The sequence below is a fragment of the Bacillus sp. CH_48 genome (genome assembly GCF_038008465.1).
In the GTDB taxonomy this organism is placed as follows: domain Bacteria; phylum Bacillota; class Bacilli; order Bacillales; family Bacillaceae_G; genus Bacillus_A; species Bacillus_A thuringiensis_S.
In genome coordinates, this window is record NZ_JBBOZF010000001.1 from 3,455,895 (window position 1) to 3,473,524 (window position 17,630).

A 17,630-nucleotide genomic window follows, 5' to 3' on the forward strand; every position below is an offset into this window, starting at 1 on the left:
AAAAATATAGAGTAATAGATACAACTTAAATAGTATGAATAGTTTAGATTGTAAAAACATGAAGAAGAAAACAAAAAATCCTTAAGAGTACTAAGGAAAAATGAAGGAGATAATATGGGGAATAATTCAAAATATAAAACTAGAAAAATACTTGCAGCTACTGCTACAGTAACTATGCTTGCGACTGGAATGATTTCTTCATCAGATGTCTTTGCGGAGCAAAAGGAGCAGCAAAAAAATTTATCGACATCACTGCAAAGTGAAAAATCAGTTAAATCAGAAAATAGAACATTTACAGTCCCAGGAAAAGGGGATGTTGAGCTAATAAAACAACAGGAAAGAAAAAGTATGGCATTTAGTCCATATGAACCAACTGGTTTATATGCAAAACCAAATGAACAAATAACGATTAATGTAGAAGGTAATCAAGATATTCAGGTATATATTGGAACGTATTCATATGATGCTTCTTGGAGAGAAGATTCTAAGATAAAATCATTTACATTAAAACCAGGTATAAACACAATCCAATCTCCAAATGGGGGGATGATTTATTTTTATAATAAACAACAAGGTGGTACCATTCGAACAACAATTACAACAGGCGGAACGACTACGCCCTTCTTTGAACTAGGAAAGCATACGAAACAAGATTTAATTAACATGCTGGACCAATATCCAAATGCACATGCAGTGGAGTTAAAAGGAGAACGTGTATTAATTACGGCTAGTCCTGCACGTATTAAGAAATATTTGTTGGGTTCTAATACAGATCCTGTACAACTCTTAAAAAAGATGGATGAAGCTACTCGAATTCAAGACAAAGTAGCTGGATTATCTGAAGAACAAGTAGATAAACATTATGTTCATTACGTAGAAGAAAATCATTCTCCCGATTATTATATGTATGCGACTTCTTATCGAACTGCATATGTAGGAGATGCAATTCAATATGTATTAGATATTAATAAATTTATAAAAGATGGTTGGGGTCCATGGCATGAGGCAGGGCATTTGAGACAGCAATCACCTTGGAAATTTTATAATATGACAGAAGTACAAAATAATATATACAGCCTTTCTGTAGAAAAAGCATTTACATCTAATCAACCTTTTAGATTGCAACAAGAGGGTGCTTATACTAAGGCATTTCAATACTTAGAACAACCTAATAAAAATTATGACGAAGTTAGTGATGTTTTTGTTAAGCTTGTTATGCTTTGGCAACTACAGCTAGCATATGGAGAGGATTTCTATCCTAAATTGCATCAATTGTATAGAGACATGCCTTCAAGTGAACTTCCACAAACTGATGAAAATAAAAAACAATTATTTATGATTTCAGCATCAAAAGTAGCCAAACAAAATTTGATTCCTTTCTTTGAGAAGTGGGGATTACGTCCAAATAACGATACTATTCAAAAAGTAGCTGCATTAGGATATCCAATTTTAACAGCAGAGATTTGGAAGAGTACGGATTCTAATCCAATTAAACCAGATATGCCTAATGAAAATAATATTTTAGAAGGAAACCAGTTTGCATGGTCACTAAAAGGAATTAGTGATTTCGAGTTTGCAAAAGTCAATTTTAATAAGTCGACAGAAGAGATGCAAATTGATTTAAAAGCAGGCGTACCACATCATTATTTTAATGAAACATATGCGAGTATTAAAGTACAAAATGCATCAGGAAAAGTAGTATACAATAAAGATATTTATGGGAACAAACAACAAAATGCTGAATCGCAAAAAGTTCCAGTTAAAATAGGGGATTATGTTGAGCTGACACATCTAGAAGGTGTGCATAGAGCTACTTTAATAAATGTAGGTAACAGTAAACAAGAAAGTTTTGGAAAAAAAGGCATGTACGAAGTTACAAAAGAAGGCTTGAAGAAAGTAGAAAAAATGCCAGAAACAACGGTTTTAGATGGAAATCATTTTGGGTGGTCTTTAAAAGGATATAGTGATAGAGAAATCGCAAAAGTAGATTATAATAGGACAACAGAGAAAATGCAGGTGAATTTAGAAGCAGGCGTACCACATTCTTACTTTAATAATACGTATGCAAGTATTACAGTAAAGAATTCAAATGGTGGTGTTGTGTACAATAAGGAAATAGTAGGGAATAGACAACAAACTGCTGAAAGCCAAACCGTGCCCGTAAAAGTGGGAGATTACATTGAGTTTACCCATATAGAAGGGGAAGCAGTAAAGGAAAAAACACGCGCTACACTTATTAATCTTGAGAATAATAAACAAGAATATATGGGCAAAAAAAGAACCTATCAAGTTACTTCAACGGGATTAAACAAAATAGATTAACATGAAAAACATTCTAAGTATTAGTTGGATGCAAATAGTCGTTCATTATGAACGGCTATTTGGCTTTTATTTAAAGAAAGGTGAAATGAAAATACTCTCTCTTTTGTATATACTTTCGTTTCCAAAAATTTCTACGTTTTTTATCAGGGGGAAAATAATTTAAAAAATGTGCTTGAGAATTGATACATGTTTAATTGCTATAGATTTGAGAAAAAAGAAACAGAATAGTAAGGTATTTGTTGATAAATCCTCTCAAGTGTTACAATATTTTACATATTTGGTATGATATATATGAGTTCTATGTATATTAAGGGAGGAATGGGAATGAAAAGGTTCATAACACGTGCAAGTGGTAATACAATCTCAAAAAGGTTAGTTTTAATGGTGTTGTCGATGGTTTTAATGATAGTGATGATTACACCATCGAATGATGTATCGGCAGCCAATCTATCAAAAGCAGGTTCACTAAAAGGCGTGAATTTATTTAATGGAAGTTGGACAGTTGCTATACAGGCAGCAAATTTACAATATGTTTCGGCTGAGCCTTCGGGAAATATAATAGCAAATCGTAATGCAGTTAATGAATGGGAGAAATTTGAATTAATTTCGACTGGGGAATTATATACGTACGCTTTAAAAGCTAAAAGTAATGGGAAGTATGTTTCGTTTGAGCCAAATGGTAGAGTAGTAGCAGATCGTACATCAATTGGTGCATGGGAAAAGTTTATCTTATATAATGGTGGAGACAATAGGATATATGTATTACAAGCACTAAGTAATGGTAGATATATATCAGCAAATGGTGGTAGAGAATTAACAGCTACTAGTTATGTAGCTGGAAGCTGGGAAAGATTTGTTATTGTATACTTCTAAACTTTGAAGTGTTATATATCTAAATGATAATAGCATGTTTAGTTTGTATAAATACCTAATACAATAAATTGTTAAGTATGTAATACAAGTGTATATTAACGTGTAAAAGGGCTGCAAATAATTAGCGGTCCTTTTTGCATGTTAAATAAGCACTTACTGAGGTTATAATGAAAAGAAAAAGAACCCTATAGGGTTCTTTTTCAAGACATATTAACAGTAAGGAGAATCATAAAATGCTACTTCAAATCTTTATTAGGGGAAAGATTTTGAATAAGCTTAACATACATCTATTTTTACATAAATGTAATATATAGTAAATTGATAATGTTTATACTTACTATTACTAATATTCAATTAAGATAGTTAGCACTATTTGTATAGTGTTAATGAAGTGCATATTTAGAAAACTAATAATGGCCACAAGTTGGTTATATATGTCTAATATTATATTTTATTTACTAAAAGAGCTTATAGATATATTATTTTAAAAATTAATTAACATTTAAACAATTTTAACTGAAATTGGGTGTGTATTAACTAAAAGTAAATAAAATAAACAAAGACCCTGTAATGAATACAGGGTCAAATACAGGGTTAAGGGAACGCATAGTTTCTCAAAATCATAATAGCATATATTCTTTGTATAGCTACATGAGGATTTTGACAGAATTAAGAAAAAGACAGAAATCTGTAAGAAAGCAAATATATTGCTGGAAATTTGATTTGAAATTAAACTATAAGGCATATTGAAATAGATGGAAACTCTTGAGTACCGTGATTAAATATGAGGTTTAGATTAAAAGAAGAAAAGGCACTTTTGGGTGCCTTTTCTTTAGGTAAACAGTTTACATATTGCTGAATTATACACGAAACCATAATTCGACTATGAAGTAAATCTTAATATAATTCTAAATAGAAAAATATGTAATATTATATTTGAGTTTTAATTATTTTATCGAATATAGAGTAGCAATGTAAATAAAAGGGCATGCATTCGTATCTGCAGCCCTTTTTAGGAGGAATTCAAGATACCAATAGGACACGTATTGGTAAACAGGTTCAAAAATAGTATATGTGAAAAGAAAAAGTCCTATACCAAAAGTAGACAGGACCTTATTTTTTACAATTTCAAAAATGACATTCTGTCCTTTTTGAAATTAGTACAACACACACTTGGTTTGTAATAAAGTTAGAAAAAGTATACATGAAAATGGCAGACAACTATTTTGTTGCCTGCCGGTGCTAGTGGGTTGAATGAGTTAGTCAATTCAATAAATTGCTACCCCATTACCAGAAGAGTGAAGCCGCTAGTTCAAACGGCTTATACATAGTTTTCCTAATAAAGAAAAAATTATGAGTAAAGATTTTGTTTGCTCTATATGAAAAGATAAATAGATATTCATCAGACAAGGATAATTTAGCATACCTTGAATAGGGTGAAGGAACGAATTAAATAAAAGGATTTTTGTTTAGGAAGGGACTGACTCAGGAATGGGACTTTCGGACAGGGTTTGGGGGGCGATGATTGCCTTTGGCATTGCGACTAATATCGTTGCTTGTATGATGGCAGTATACATTCAAAAATATGAGCTAATGATAAATCACCTTACAAATATTTTATTTTTAATAATTATCTCTTTAACGTTTATTAAGATGAAAATTAACAAATGGGTGGCTTTAGGATTTACATTTGTTGTAATAGAGAAAGGTATTAAGGCGGGATATGACTTCTACACACATGATTATTATGGTGTCAGTTGGAGTTTAGCTATCATTGTCTATTGCATATACGAGATGAAAAAGTATCATATTGAAATAAATGAATAGTCTCAACAATAAGATGTTAGTAGGTGTAATTTTTTAAATAATAAAAAAAAGACACTACAAGAGTGTCTTTTTTTTGAAAATACTCTATAATTAACTTTGGGGAAGGTAATGTTAGAGTATTCGTTTAGCATTATCTTTATATTTGATAAACCATGAAATCGAAGGATTTTGTGGTTTATTTTTTGAACAATAGATATTACAGTATTGGCAGTGAGCTAGTGATCATTTTAAGCATTAGGAGAGAATGGATTAAAAGTCTAACATCGAATAACGGTTCCGGAATATAGTGTTGCGAAATGATCTCCCATATCCCAAACGGTACTTGCCTGTATATAGCCCTTAAAGCCTTCTGAAGAATAATAAATCTCTTTTGGTATACTTTCTTTAGTTTGGAAATGTGCTTTAGAGTACTTTACATAATGGTTTTTAACAACTTTTGCATCTGGAACAATAGTGTTTTTTTGTTCCAATGTTGGCCTAGCACTAGAAGGTGATATAAATTTTACAGTGTCTTGGTAATTAGGATCTAAGGTGTCAGCTTGTACACTGTGTGACGAAACAATTGTGCTTAAACTACTTCCCGCGATTAAAGTTGCAAATACTAACTTTGAGAATTTTGTTAATCTACTCATTCTATAATCTCCTTTTTATTATTTTGTAAGGTATCTCCTTACACCTCACAGTCTATATCCACTACAAAAGGGTGTACATACATATTGATAGACAAAATTCTACAAAATACCTCATGTTTTTGGGGACGTGTATAATAATCCAATGTTTAATAATTTATCAGAAGTAAAAAAGTAAGTCTTATATAAAAGAAAAAGAATAATTTATGCAGGTAATGTATATAAAATTATTGTTTGAATATTCTAAAATGAGTTGATAAAGATGTGGGATTGTTTTTTAGAAAATAAATGATTCCAAAGATTAAATTTAGAAGTTTAATTCTCTTTGTAAGTTTATTTTTATAATACTATTCACAGGTGTAGATTATTAAGATTTAAATATAAAATGTCTAAAGATTTTTGTACAACCAAACAGTTAAAATATAAAAAAGTGAGAAAAATGATAAACATTCTTCTCACTTTCATCAATTAGGGTGGCATATACATAAATATGCGTTTGGGTAGATTTTTGAATGAAAAATCCACATGCATAGTATAACAAAAAAAATAGGGCTTTTCACATGTAATATTGCATATGAAATATAGTAAAGTTTTAAATTTTAATATTACAAACTTGTATATACGTGTTACAATGTAATTCTCTAATTTATTTTATTCAGCTATTTAGAATTTCTGTTTTAGTTAATTTATTATGGTAAGGATTTCATCTGATTGGATTAGCGCTAAACTAGATTTTTATCCAAACAAATCCAATAATTATTTTTAAAATGAAGTATATGTTGTATCCAATTTATTTGGAATAATTCGTAGTCTAATAATTGCTGAATCTAGAAAAAAACATATTCGAAAGGAGGACAGATAAAACTCTGCCTGTGAAATTTAAATCGCTAAATGGTAAAGTGCGGATGATAGGATGTAATTGTGATTTCATTTCGAATGGTACCATAAATGAATATGGAAAAATATAGGATAAAATTTAAATGAACTATATAAGTAGTAAAAATGAAAAGGAGAAGTATCTAGTGTTTAATATAAAAGAAAGATTGGGACAAATAAAGCTTAAAACGAAGTTGTCTATGGCATTTATAGCAATATTAATTATACCAAGCCTTATCGTAGGAGTATCATCTTATAATAAAGCAAAAACAGATCTTAATGAAACAATTCTACAATCAGCAAAAGATAATATAAGTATTTTAGACAAGATTGTTGATGATGAATTAGAAAATAAGCATACAGATGTCACTCATTTTGCAAAGGTACTCACACAAGGGGATTATAATCCTGAACAATCGCAAAATGTACAGAGTAAATTTGATCAATATATACAGTTACATCCAGAGATAGAAACGATTTATACGGCATCCAGTAACAATCAATTTATTCATGCACCTGTTGGCAAAATACCAGAAGGGTTTAATCCGTTAGAAAGTAGTTGGTATAAGGATGCAGTAAAAGCAAATGGAGAGATTATTGTTTCATCTCCCTATAAATCAAAGTCTACAGGAAATATGGTAATTGCAATTGCAAAGCAAAATGCAGATAAAAGTGGTGTCATTGGCGTAGATTTGAATATTACAGATATCGTAAAAACATCCAAAATGATAAAAATTGGAAAGCAAGGATTTGTATCTATAGTTAGTCAAGATAAAACTATAGTTGTTCATCCATCACTAAAGCCTGGAGAGAAATTAGAGAAAACTTTAGCGGATGAATTGTACAAGACAGAAGATGGAGTAATTACTTATAGCCTCAATGGCGAAGATCGAAACATAAGCTTTAAGACAAATAAAAAAACAGGTTGGAAAATAGCTGGCGTAATGCCTACGAAAGAAATTGAAGAAGCTACTAATCCTATTTTTTATAAAACGTTCACTATAATAGGGGCTTCATTATTGTTAGGTGGAATTGTAATTCTATTCATACTCAGATCTATAATTACTCCACTAAGACAATTAGTCATTTCAGCTCAAAGAATTAGTCAAGGAGATTTAACCGAGAAAATAGATATTCGTTCAAAGGATGAACTTGGTCAATTAGGTGGTAGTTTCAATACAATGGCAGAGTCGTTACGTAATATTATTTCTCAAATTAACACATCTGCAGGACATGTAGCTGCGTCTTCTGAGGAACTAACTGCTAGTGTAGAGCAAGCAAGTGTTGCGACAGAACAAATTACAAAAGAGATGGAAGAAATCTCGAACAGTGCAGAAGTTCAAAATAATGAAGTTGAGTCTGGAGCTGAATTAATTGGTGAGGTAACACGAAATATTCAATATGTAGCTGAGAATGCATCTGAAGTATCGGCTTCATCCATATACACAAAACAAAAAGCCAATGAAGGTGAACAATTAGTAGAACAAACTGTAGCACAAATGCAGTCTATCCATCACTCTGTTTCTCAATCCGATAATGTAATAAAATTATTAGATAAGAAATCGCAACAAATTGGAAGTATATTAGAAGCGATTCAAAATATTGCGGAACAAACAAATTTATTAGCATTGAATGCAGCAATTGAAGCAGCTAGAGCAGGAGAACAGGGTCGAGGGTTTGCAATTGTTGCGGATGAAGTTAGGAAGCTAGCAGAGCAATCATCCGAATCTTCGATGGAAATTGGAAGCTTAATTAAGGAAATACAAGCAGACGTACATGAGACTGTAAAAGCTATGAATGAAGTGGGAGTAGAGGTACAGTCGGGAATTAAAGTTGCGAACGATACAAAGCAAAGTTTTTATGAGATTTCAAAATCTGCAAATGATATTGTGTCAAAAGTGCATGGTATGGTGGAACTATCTAATACAATGACTACTGATGCAATGAAAGTCGATACATCGATTGATCAAATAGCTATGGCTGTAAAAGAGAATTCTTCAAGTATGCAAACGATTGCTGGTTCATCTGAGGAACAACATGCTTCTATGGAAGAGATAAATTCTTCAGCAATACAATTAGCACAGATGGCAGAAGAACTTCAAGAGTTAATTGGTGGATTTAAGATTTAAGTTGAGATTCTAGGAGAGAATGCTAGAATCTTGTTACAGAGTGGAAATGCAAAGTAAATAAGTATAATATATACTCTCTATGCGTATTGAACAGGCAGAAAAGCCATTTAAAAACCCTCCATTTGGAGGGTTTTTAAATACATTTACATTAAATTTGTGGTGGTGCACCACCATAATCGCCAACACTATATGAAGGAGCAGGATAATGCCCATGAGTAGCAAGCTGATCTGTTTTAGAAAACTGAAAATTTCCCACCGTTAATACCCCAATAAAAGCAATGCCTGATAATAATAAGCTAATTTTTTTCATTATTTTAACACTCCTTTTGCAATTGATTTTTGTCTTGCTTGATAACAAATATGGAAATAGTCACTTACCTTTTGGTGGTTCTCTAATTGTCTACATTTTGTGGCAAATAATTCAGCGTATTCGACAACATATTCCCATAATTCTTCTTCCTTAAAGTATAAGATTCCTTCTTGAATGATTTTTTCTAATTCTTCCAATGGAATATTTTCGTTTAATCTTTTTAAAATAGAGAAGTGGTGTGTGTATTCTTCGTTATGAATTTTTCTGCAAATCTGTAATCCCTTATCAATGAGTTGGCTGGCCGTTGATTGTTCTCCTAATTTATAATGTTCCTTAGCTTGTAGGAAGATGGCCTTGAAGTGTGTAGGGATTTTCTCTGTTACTTCTGAAAGGTGACGAATAGCTAAAGTAGACATACTTTGATCAGAATACAGCCACCCCATAGTATTTTTTACATATAACAAGGAATCTTCTTCCCTATTTTTTTGTAGTAAATCAATTGCACAATGTAGATATTCTTCTGCTTGTTCGTACTGTTTTAAATAGATGCAGCAACCACCTAGCAAACTATTACAAAAGGCTGTTTTTACTTCATAACCTTCATACTTTGAAAAGATTGCTCTCGATTTATTTGCGTATTCGATAGAAGCGAGATTGTTATAGGTATGGTGATAGAAAGTAGCAATTCTATAGTAAAATTCAGCATGTTCAATTTCATCTGGTATAGCTACCAATATTTTTTCTGCTAGTTTATAATGTTCCTCTGCCTCAGTATAATTTGATATAAAAGTGGAATGAATGGATTTGAAAAAGTGATAATAGAATCGTAGAAATTGATCTGTAGGCATATCATAATCGCTAATAGTATCAAAACTATTTTGTTGAATACCAAGGCTATCTGTTAAGACCTTGTAACGAAATTCGAGTAGTGAATAGTATAGTAACAAATTTTGATCCTGATGTTCTTGATCCGGTTCAATGCTTAACTTATTAATTTTTTCATCAATTTTCTTTTTTAGATTAGTAGCTTTTATAACTTGTTGAGATAGCATTGCTCGATACCAGTCGTTCAATAGAGAGGTTAATTGCTCATTTCCCTTTACTGAAACACTCATAATATACGCCCCCATTTTCTAAAAAAATCCTAATCCAATTTAATTATAAACATCATAACAAAATAGAAGAAAAAATGGAGTGATATTACAATATTTTTCAAGAAAATTCAGAAAAAATAATCAATTTATGTCGAATATACTCATAATAAAACATCCGAAAATTATCAAAAGATAATATGAGTCTTTATACGTTCTATCAGGTGAACTTAGAAACTGTGATTGAAGATTTATGAAATTTTCTTTTCTTAAAACGGATCAATTACGTATTAATTTTTAAATTATTTTATCGGATACATATAGTATGTATCACCACCAAATGTATAAATCTTGCGTATGTAAATAAGAAAAGAATAAAGAAAACAAAAGAAGAACTTGTAAGAATTTCTACAAGTTCTTTTTTGGATAATGTAAAAAGGTGAAACAGACTATCTCATTATTTGTAATAGTGAAATTATCTTACTTATGGTTTTGTTTTATAGAAGATGTACTATTATATTTGAAGATTTGTTCTAAATGTTGATTAAAGGAAAATTAAAGACTGGTAGGGGAGAAGTGCATAAAAGAGAAAGCCTTCTTTACTTATTCTGAAAAGATAATTCAAAAAGCAATTTGTGTATAGAATAAGCAATGCATGAATTCATCGACATTGGTGATAATAAATAAGAGAATCATAAGCATGAACTTTAGTGGAATAGCTACAAGAAGGGGATAATTATAAAATTGTTAAAGCTCAGTATAATTCTATAATAGTAGATATAATTATTGGAATTTTCAACTTAGTTACTTTTCGGGTAGGGTAAGTAGAAGAAAATAGGAAGTTTTTCTTTGAAGAAAGCTCTTTTGACAGGAATAGATTTTTTCATAACTAGAACAAATAAATTAATAATCGCATATACTGTATTGTCGTTAAAGCAAGACAGTATTTTCTCATAACAAGGGAATCACTAGAAAAATATGTGATTCCTTTATTCTTCAGTATAATGTCAATAGTTGATTTGAAATAATCGAAGAAATAAAATCTTTGTTAATGGACAATCACATCATTTTAGGTATAGTAGGTTTATAATTTAGACTATAAAATTAATGTGTCTTTTATTATTTTAACCAAGAAGACTCCCTCCATAAGGAACTCACAGCAAGTATGAGTAAGTGGGAGTAGTTCAAAGCATGCAATATTGTTTGATTTGGCTAATACATAGATTTATCATCTCAGAACTGGTGTAAGAATTATAATGTTTATACCATTCTATTGTATTTTCTAAAGTCTGTTGTAGGGACCATTTTGGTTGCCAATCAAGATTGAATTTTGCTTTGCTAATGTCAAGATTTAGTAAATTTGCTTCATGAAAATTTATTGCGCCTATATTTTCTGCAGTCCAATCCCCACAGCCCCAAATATCTAGTAAACTTGTCACTAATTTTTCTACTGGAACAATATTGCTTAAGGATGGCCCGAAGTTCCATGCTCCTGAATAAAGGATACCATTATTTATAATTTTTTCTGTAAGGAGTAAATACCCGCTTAAGGGTTCTAGTACATGTTGCCAGGGTCTAATAGCAGTAGGGTTTCTAATAATAATCTTTTTGTTTGATTCTAATGCTCGTATACAATCAGGAATAATTCTATCTATTGACCAATCACCACCACCAATTACATTACCAGCTCGAACGCTTGCAATTATTTTCTTGTGGTGAGAAAAGTTTTCTTCTGAAAAGTAAGAATTTCGATAGGAAGAAATTAAAAGTTCGCAGCATCCTTTGCTTGAGCTATATATGTCATGGCCACCCATAGGATCAATTTCACGATAACCCCAAGGCCATTCTTTATTTTCATAGCACTTGTCACTTGTCACCATAATTCCTATTTTAGCTGATTCATGTAATCGAATTGCCTCTAGTACATTCATAGTTCCTACAACGTTTACCTCGTATGTTTCTCTAGGATATTCATATGAATACTTAACTAGAGGTTGGGCAGCTAAATGGAATACAATTTCAGGTTTATAATCTGTAAAAACCTTATTTAATTTATTAAAATCCCTAATGTCTCCACGAATATCAATTATATTGTTTTGAAGGTTAGTAATGTTAAAGTTATCATTTTTATTTTTAGGATCCAATGAATATCCGATTACAGTAGCACCTAATTCATTCAACCATAGGGATAACCAAGAACCTTTAAAACCAGTATGTCCAGTAATTAAAATTGTCTTTCCGTAAAAAGCATTATTAAAGTTTTGATTTAACAATTAGTCCACCTCCTTTAGTACCCTATTTTTAGGGGATTAGGTATAAATGTTTATTATTTTTATACCAATTAACAGTTTTTATAATTCCTTCTTCAATATTAATTCTAGGTTCCCAGGAAAGAGAGTTTTTTATTTTTTGCACATCTGCTTCAGGAACCCATCTTTCATTCGTTCTAGATGGAATTGCACCGTAATTTGGTCTGGAATTGGTTTTCAAATGTTTGAATAATAATTCTACATAATGTTTCAAGGGGTAAATAGTGCCACTCCCAATATTAAAGATTTCATTTTGTACAGTAGTATTCTCTACTGCTAGGATACAGGCATCTATTATATTTTCTATATAACAATAATCTCTTAATTGATTACAGAAAGTTAAATTTACATCTTTGTTTTGTAATACTTGCAAGATTATATAGCTAAAAATTTTATGTGGCTCCTCGCTTTCTCCGAATATGCCAAAAGGTCTTAATGTTATAAGATTAATGCTGTTTTCGCTAGCAATTTGATGGGCGAGTATAGTAGCAGCAGCTTTGGTACTTCCGTAGATATCCACAGGAGTTAGTAACATATTTTCATGAATAGGTTCCATCTTGTTACCGTATTCAGAACTACTCCCAAAATTGATAATTTTTTTACAATTCACCAATTTTGCTGCTTGAATAATGTTACATGTCCCTATAATATTTGTTTCTATAGCATGCATGTAATCTGTATGGGCAGAATTTACACCATAGGCTGCCAGGTGAAAGATATAATCCGGATTAACTTTCTTTATTGCATCCTGTACTTGTTTTCTATCTCGTATATCTATTTCATAGGTTTCAATATTTTTTATAATATCCTTTAGTCTCCAAAAATTTGATGGTGTTCTTATGAAAAGAACAATTCGTGCTTGTAAATTTAAAAGTCTTCGTGCCAAGTGAGAACCAATAAAACCGTATCCACCAGTAATAAGGAAAGTTTTATTTTTAAATGAAGTAATCATAGTGAAAATCTATCCTTTATTAAGATTTATTTTTAAATAAGGAGAGTATCAGTCTTAATTGTAATGAGGGGAGGAGTATTTAAAATAATTTTTTATTGTCGTTGTATCAATTTGGTCAGCAAATAAAGAGGAGGGGGATTTTTGAAAAGTATTATGAAGGGTATGACATGTCTTGTTCAATTGTTCAATATAAGGAATGTATATATAATCTAAAACTTCTGGAGGTAATTCTAAAGTTTCTTGTTTCCATAAATCGAACTCATTTGGATTAATAATTTGCATACTTCCAAAATGAAAAGCTATTAATTCATCTTGATCAATAAAAACTTTTTTATCTGTTTTTGATATAGAACTGCTATTTAAAATGACATTCCAAGGTGCTGCATCAATACCTTTATGAGTCATGATTTTTATATTAGAAAAGATGTTAGGAATGTGATTTAAATATTTTTGGTCACCCCATCTATTCATTTCAACATCATAATGATTATTGCAATATTCTAGGCATTTATCTTTCCACCATGTTAAAATTTCTTTGCTATTTTGATCGTTTTTGAAGCCTACTAAACCAGCTTGATATATACCGTGTATGTTTTCAATTTCAGTAGAGCTTCTTTGAGGGCAAAGGAATACAGAGTATTTCCACCATTCATCAAGAATGATATTAGGTGCTGTAAAGAAATACATATCAGCATCACAATATATAATGTGATCAACTTCCGGATAAAGACTAAGGACATGTAGACATAGGGGCGCTTTTAATGTCCAACAATATTCTTGTAAACTTCTATCATTTTTTATATTGAGGAGTTCATGATTTTCAATATCTTTTACTGGAATTAGTATGGCGTGCTTTAATTTTAATGTCTCTAATATTTGATAAGTTAAATCATCCATACAACAAATCCATACAGTAAATTTAGCGTTGAAATTTTCTAAGGAATAATAAGAGGTCAATCCTTGAATTAATCGTTCTTTACTTATAATCATGGAAAAGTTCATAAAATGATTGGATTGATTCATTTTTCTTCTTAATTGTGAATCTTTATATAAGGTTTGAGCTTTATTTATATCTTTTTTACTTAAAAATTGTTTAGTATCTTTATTGAATTTATTTTTTAATTGATTTAAAACAAATTGAATTCTCTCTAAATACGGAGTGTAAATATGGTTTAATATATTATTGGGTATTGAAATTGCTCCTAAAGACCAAAGATCAAAATCATTTTCATTAAAGATAGTAATACATGCAAAATGGTAAACAACTAGTTTGTCGTTTTCAATAAATACATCGTTTTTAGTCTTGTCAATTTTATAATCGTTATTATATATACAGTTCCAAGGCGCAGCATTTATACCTAAGTTATTTGAAATTTTTACTTTTGGAAAATATATAGGGATATAATCTAAATACTTTTGGTCTCCAAATTTCCCCTCCTCAGCCTCGGCACTGCACCAATCTAGACATTTATTTTTCCACCATCTTACACTTTTTAGTCCATAGAGATCATTCTTAAATCCAATTAGCCCAGCCTGATATTTTCCATACATTTTTTCTACCCAATCACGATCTCTTTGGGGGGTAAGGAAAATAGAGTATTCACCCCATTCCTCAAAAATAATATTAGGATCAGAGAAAAAGCATAAATCACCATCACAATATAGAATAGATGGTAAATCATAATTGACCAATAAATATTCTATCAAGACAGATTTTAAAGTCCAACAATATTCATTTACTTTTCTTTTTCTTTTAATTGCTTTTAGTTCACTATCTTCTAATTCTTCAACTTGTAAAAGGTTTACATTAATTAAATTCATTTCTTTTAATAGTGAATATGCAAAAGGGTCTATACAACAAATCCACAATGTGAATTTTTCTGAGTACTGCATTAATGATTGCTGTAAAGCAATGATTTTCAAGACATATTCATTACCTACAATGACACAGAAATGATTATTTAGATCATGTTGTTGATTATAGAATTGGGGATTCATTCTTTTTTGAGTATTTTTTTTGGAGAGATTTGAAGCTTTAATTCCTGTTGAAAGCGGGTTAACTATTTTCTCATTAGAGGGGATATACAATCGAGGTAAACTTATTTTTTTATCATTAGAGTTCAATGTTTATTCAGTCCTCTCCACTAAAATTTATTAGGATTCCAACTTTCATCTACAGTTTTTAAATCTTTAGGTGTATCGACACTAGCCCAAAAGTCATTGTGTTCATAGACTGCGAGCTCATTGTCTTTTATTAAATTGCGAAGAGGATCTTCTTCTAGAACACAATCATCACTATCACCTAAATAATCGAATATTTCTTTGTTAAATACAAAAAAACCGCCATTAATTACTTCATCAAGTAATGGTTTTTCTTTAAAATCAATAGCAATTCCATTTTCGACCGTCAATAGGCCATATTGACTATTTTTTTTAATTCCAGTTAATGTAGCAATTTTTCCTTTTTCTTTATGGAATGCTATTAGTTGATCAATATCTATATTTGCTAATCCATCGCCATAAGTTAATAAAAAGGTTTCATCCTGTACAAAGGGTTCAAGTTTTTTTAGCCTTGCCCCGGTCATTGTATCAATTCCTGTATTTATAAAGTGTATATTCCAATTTTCTAATTCCTGAAGTAGCGTATATTGATTGGTTTTAAAATTCAAACTAAAGTCATTCTCTTTCCAGCTAAAGTCCATAAAATATTCTTTAATTTTCTCACCTTTATATCCTAGGGGCAAAATGAAATCAGAATGTCCATATTTTCTATACCAATTCATTATATGCAAGAGGAGAGGCTTTCCTTGAACTCGAACTAATGGTTTGGGAATGTCCTCTAAAATTCCTTGCATCCGAAGCCCTTTTCCGCCACACAAAATTATGACTTTCATAAATTTCTTTCCTTCCTCTCTATATATTTTACTAATTTAAACTATGTAGTTTGTTTGATAAATGTATACACGGTTGTACCATAATGACAATCAACTAAAAAATATATGTTAGATTTATAATTCAAATGCTGATTAAACGTGAAGAATACGCACTGTAGTTTATTCTCAATCTTATGTAAATTAGGTTATTCTAAAATCAATGCTTTATTTTATTTAATACTAATGAAAGAAATTACTTGTTTGTAAGATAAAAGAAGGGGAGGGGAATCAAGGGAATTAAAGAAGCTTATAATGAAAAATCTAAGAAGGAAATTAACTATTTAAAGGAAGAGTGAACAAATATTACATTGTAGATTTTACAAATTTAAAAAAGAGCACCGTATAAAGGTGCTCTAGTGATGGAATCAATTTTGTAAAGAACCATTTATTCAATAAAGAAGGACTTATGAGTTATTATATGAACGGTTTATTAATTAAGTGTGTATCAATTAGATGGGAATTTTATTTCTCTACACCTATTTTAATTTACTGGAAAAATCATGTTAAAAGTAAGAAGAAAAGTATTAAGTTAATGTTATTTTATTTAAAATATAATTCCAATCGGAATCATCACCTTCCCATCTATCCTGATAACGTGGGAGTTCAATTGAACAAATCCTCGATATTCCCCAATTTTGTTCAACGATATTAGATATATCCTCCTTAAAATTGACAATAAGAATATTAAAATCTTTATTTGTAATTTCGGATAATACGTTTTTTAATTCAACCGCTTCATCTCGATTTCCCCAAATCCTAATGAATAAAATTGATTCACTACTATTTATTTTTTCAAGGAATCGATTAATTCTAGTGTCTAATTTAGCTTTAAAAGAAGGATAGGTTGATTTCCAATCCTTTTCTGAGTCAATAGGAAAGTCATGCATTGAAAAACAATTATAATAAGTGTCCTTTATACAATAGGTAATTCGTTCTGCCCATTTAGTTTGATTATCAAATTCTGATTCAATAAGACCGTAACTTTCTGAACCTTCTATGACCATATTTTCCAACTTCATAAATTTTTCAAATCGATTTTGAAGTAATCTGTTTACATCTGAAAGTGATGGATAATAAAACCAATCTAAAGGTCCAGAAAATGTTCTTAAATGGTGCCTTTTGATTTGGTTAGTGACTTGACACAATCCTCCTAAACTTACAATTACGCCATAGGATTTTTGTATATCATCTAGGTTCATCCTCATCATCCTTTTTAAAAGTAATTTAAATTATCTATTCAGTATATGATGCAATAACATATTGATGTGGACATATATATCAAAGTACATAGAGCTAAGACATTGGTATAAATTTGAAAAGTCAAAATCCCTAAGTTAAGGGGTTATATCTTTAATGTTATATCATTGAGTTGCTATTGG

Annotated in this window: 12 protein-coding genes; 4 read left to right on the forward strand and 8 right to left on the reverse strand. The window is 30.5% G+C overall.

The annotated features are described in order from the left end of the window. Nucleotides 1-114: 114 nt before the first annotated feature. The 3 genes from N2V92_RS17420 (at nucleotide 115) to N2V92_RS17430 (ending at nucleotide 5,022) form a co-directional block, all read left to right on the forward strand. Nucleotides 115-2,322 carry a M60 family metallopeptidase gene (locus tag N2V92_RS17420; RefSeq protein ID WP_016077401.1) on the forward strand — a complete coding sequence of 736 codons (2,208 nt, stop codon included), beginning with the start codon at nucleotides 115-117 and terminating at the stop codon, nucleotides 2,320-2,322. Between the two features lie 324 nt (nucleotides 2,323-2,646). Next, nucleotides 2,647-3,195, forward strand: coding sequence for a fascin domain-containing protein (locus tag N2V92_RS17425; protein ID WP_000819434.1), 549 nt, complete (start codon nucleotides 2,647-2,649; stop codon nucleotides 3,193-3,195). Nucleotides 3,196-4,686: 1,491 nt separating this feature from the next. Continuing rightward, nucleotides 4,687-5,022: a hypothetical protein gene (locus N2V92_RS17430; RefSeq protein WP_000524428.1), complete on the forward strand. Its 336-nt coding sequence runs from the start codon at nucleotides 4,687-4,689 to the stop codon at nucleotides 5,020-5,022. Nucleotides 5,023-5,279: 257 nt separating this feature from the next. Here N2V92_RS17430 and N2V92_RS17435 read toward each other — a convergent pair whose 3' ends face one another. Next, on the reverse strand, nucleotides 5,280-5,654 hold the full coding sequence (locus tag N2V92_RS17435; protein WP_000088964.1) for a hypothetical protein: 375 nt from the start codon (nucleotides 5,652-5,654) through the stop codon (nucleotides 5,280-5,282). 1,019 nt (nucleotides 5,655-6,673) lie between these two features. Here N2V92_RS17435 and N2V92_RS17440 point away from each other — a divergent pair. Continuing rightward, nucleotides 6,674-8,656: a methyl-accepting chemotaxis protein gene (locus tag N2V92_RS17440; protein WP_000481863.1), complete on the forward strand. Its 1,983-nt coding sequence runs from the start codon at nucleotides 6,674-6,676 to the stop codon at nucleotides 8,654-8,656. Nucleotides 8,657-8,804: 148 nt separating this feature from the next. Here the strand turns inward: N2V92_RS17440 and N2V92_RS17445 are convergent, their stop codons facing one another. From N2V92_RS17445 to N2V92_RS17475, 7 genes are all read right to left on the reverse strand, one after another. Then, a complete protein-coding gene (locus tag N2V92_RS17445; protein WP_000724114.1) occupies nucleotides 8,805-8,966 on the reverse strand; it encodes a hypothetical protein in 162 nt (53 codons plus the stop codon). Continuing rightward, on the reverse strand, nucleotides 8,966-10,081 hold the full coding sequence (locus tag N2V92_RS17450) for a Rap family tetratricopeptide repeat protein (protein WP_000116956.1): 1,116 nt from the start codon (nucleotides 10,079-10,081) through the stop codon (nucleotides 8,966-8,968). Before N2V92_RS17450 ends, N2V92_RS17445 begins: the two co-directional genes overlap by 1 nt. Nucleotides 10,082-11,241: 1,160 nt before the next feature. After that, nucleotides 11,242-12,330, reverse strand: a complete 1,089-nt coding sequence (gene rfbG / locus N2V92_RS17455) for a CDP-glucose 4,6-dehydratase (protein WP_000934343.1) — start codon at nucleotides 12,328-12,330, stop codon at nucleotides 11,242-11,244. Between the two features lie 28 nt (nucleotides 12,331-12,358). Next, nucleotides 12,359-13,318, reverse strand: coding sequence for an NAD-dependent epimerase/dehydratase family protein (locus N2V92_RS17460; protein WP_000633065.1), 960 nt, complete (start codon nucleotides 13,316-13,318; stop codon nucleotides 12,359-12,361). 54 nt (nucleotides 13,319-13,372) lie between these two features. After that, entirely contained in the window at nucleotides 13,373-15,442 is a 2,070-nt protein-coding gene (locus N2V92_RS17465) for a hypothetical protein (RefSeq protein ID WP_016077403.1), read from the reverse strand. 20 nt (nucleotides 15,443-15,462) lie between these two features. Then, nucleotides 15,463-16,212: a sugar phosphate nucleotidyltransferase gene (locus N2V92_RS17470; protein WP_000864426.1), complete on the reverse strand. Its 750-nt coding sequence runs from the start codon at nucleotides 16,210-16,212 to the stop codon at nucleotides 15,463-15,465. A 563-nt stretch (nucleotides 16,213-16,775) separates the two neighbouring features. Continuing rightward, nucleotides 16,776-17,450 (reverse strand): papain-like cysteine peptidase, encoded by a 675-nt coding sequence (locus N2V92_RS17475; RefSeq protein ID WP_016077404.1) that lies wholly within the window; start codon nucleotides 17,448-17,450, stop codon nucleotides 16,776-16,778. Nucleotides 17,451-17,630: the final 180 nt, after the last annotated feature.

Excerpts from the sequence above, each read along its gene's own strand:
- N2V92_RS17435 (WP_000088964.1), bottom strand. The coding sequence starts at position 5,654 with ATGAGTAGATTAACAAAATTCTCAAAGTTAGTATTTGCAACTTTAATC.
- N2V92_RS17425 (WP_000819434.1), top strand. The coding sequence starts at position 2,647 with ATGAAAAGGTTCATAACACGTGCAAGTGGTAATACAATCTCAAAAAGG.
- N2V92_RS17460 (WP_000633065.1), bottom strand. The coding sequence starts at position 13,318 with ATGATTACTTCATTTAAAAATAAAACTTTCCTTATTACTGGTGGATAC.
- N2V92_RS17445 (WP_000724114.1), bottom strand. The coding sequence starts at position 8,966 with ATGAAAAAAATTAGCTTATTATTATCAGGCATTGCTTTTATTGGGGTA.
- N2V92_RS17470 (WP_000864426.1), bottom strand. The coding sequence starts at position 16,212 with ATGAAAGTCATAATTTTGTGTGGCGGAAAAGGGCTTCGGATGCAAGGA.
- N2V92_RS17430 (WP_000524428.1), top strand. The coding sequence starts at position 4,687 with ATGGGACTTTCGGACAGGGTTTGGGGGGCGATGATTGCCTTTGGCATT.
- N2V92_RS17450 (WP_000116956.1), bottom strand. The coding sequence starts at position 10,081 with ATGAGTGTTTCAGTAAAGGGAAATGAGCAATTAACCTCTCTATTGAAC.
- N2V92_RS17475 (WP_016077404.1), bottom strand. The coding sequence starts at position 17,450 with ATGAACCTAGATGATATACAAAAATCCTATGGCGTAATTGTAAGTTTA.
- N2V92_RS17420 (WP_016077401.1), top strand. The coding sequence starts at position 115 with ATGGGGAATAATTCAAAATATAAAACTAGAAAAATACTTGCAGCTACT.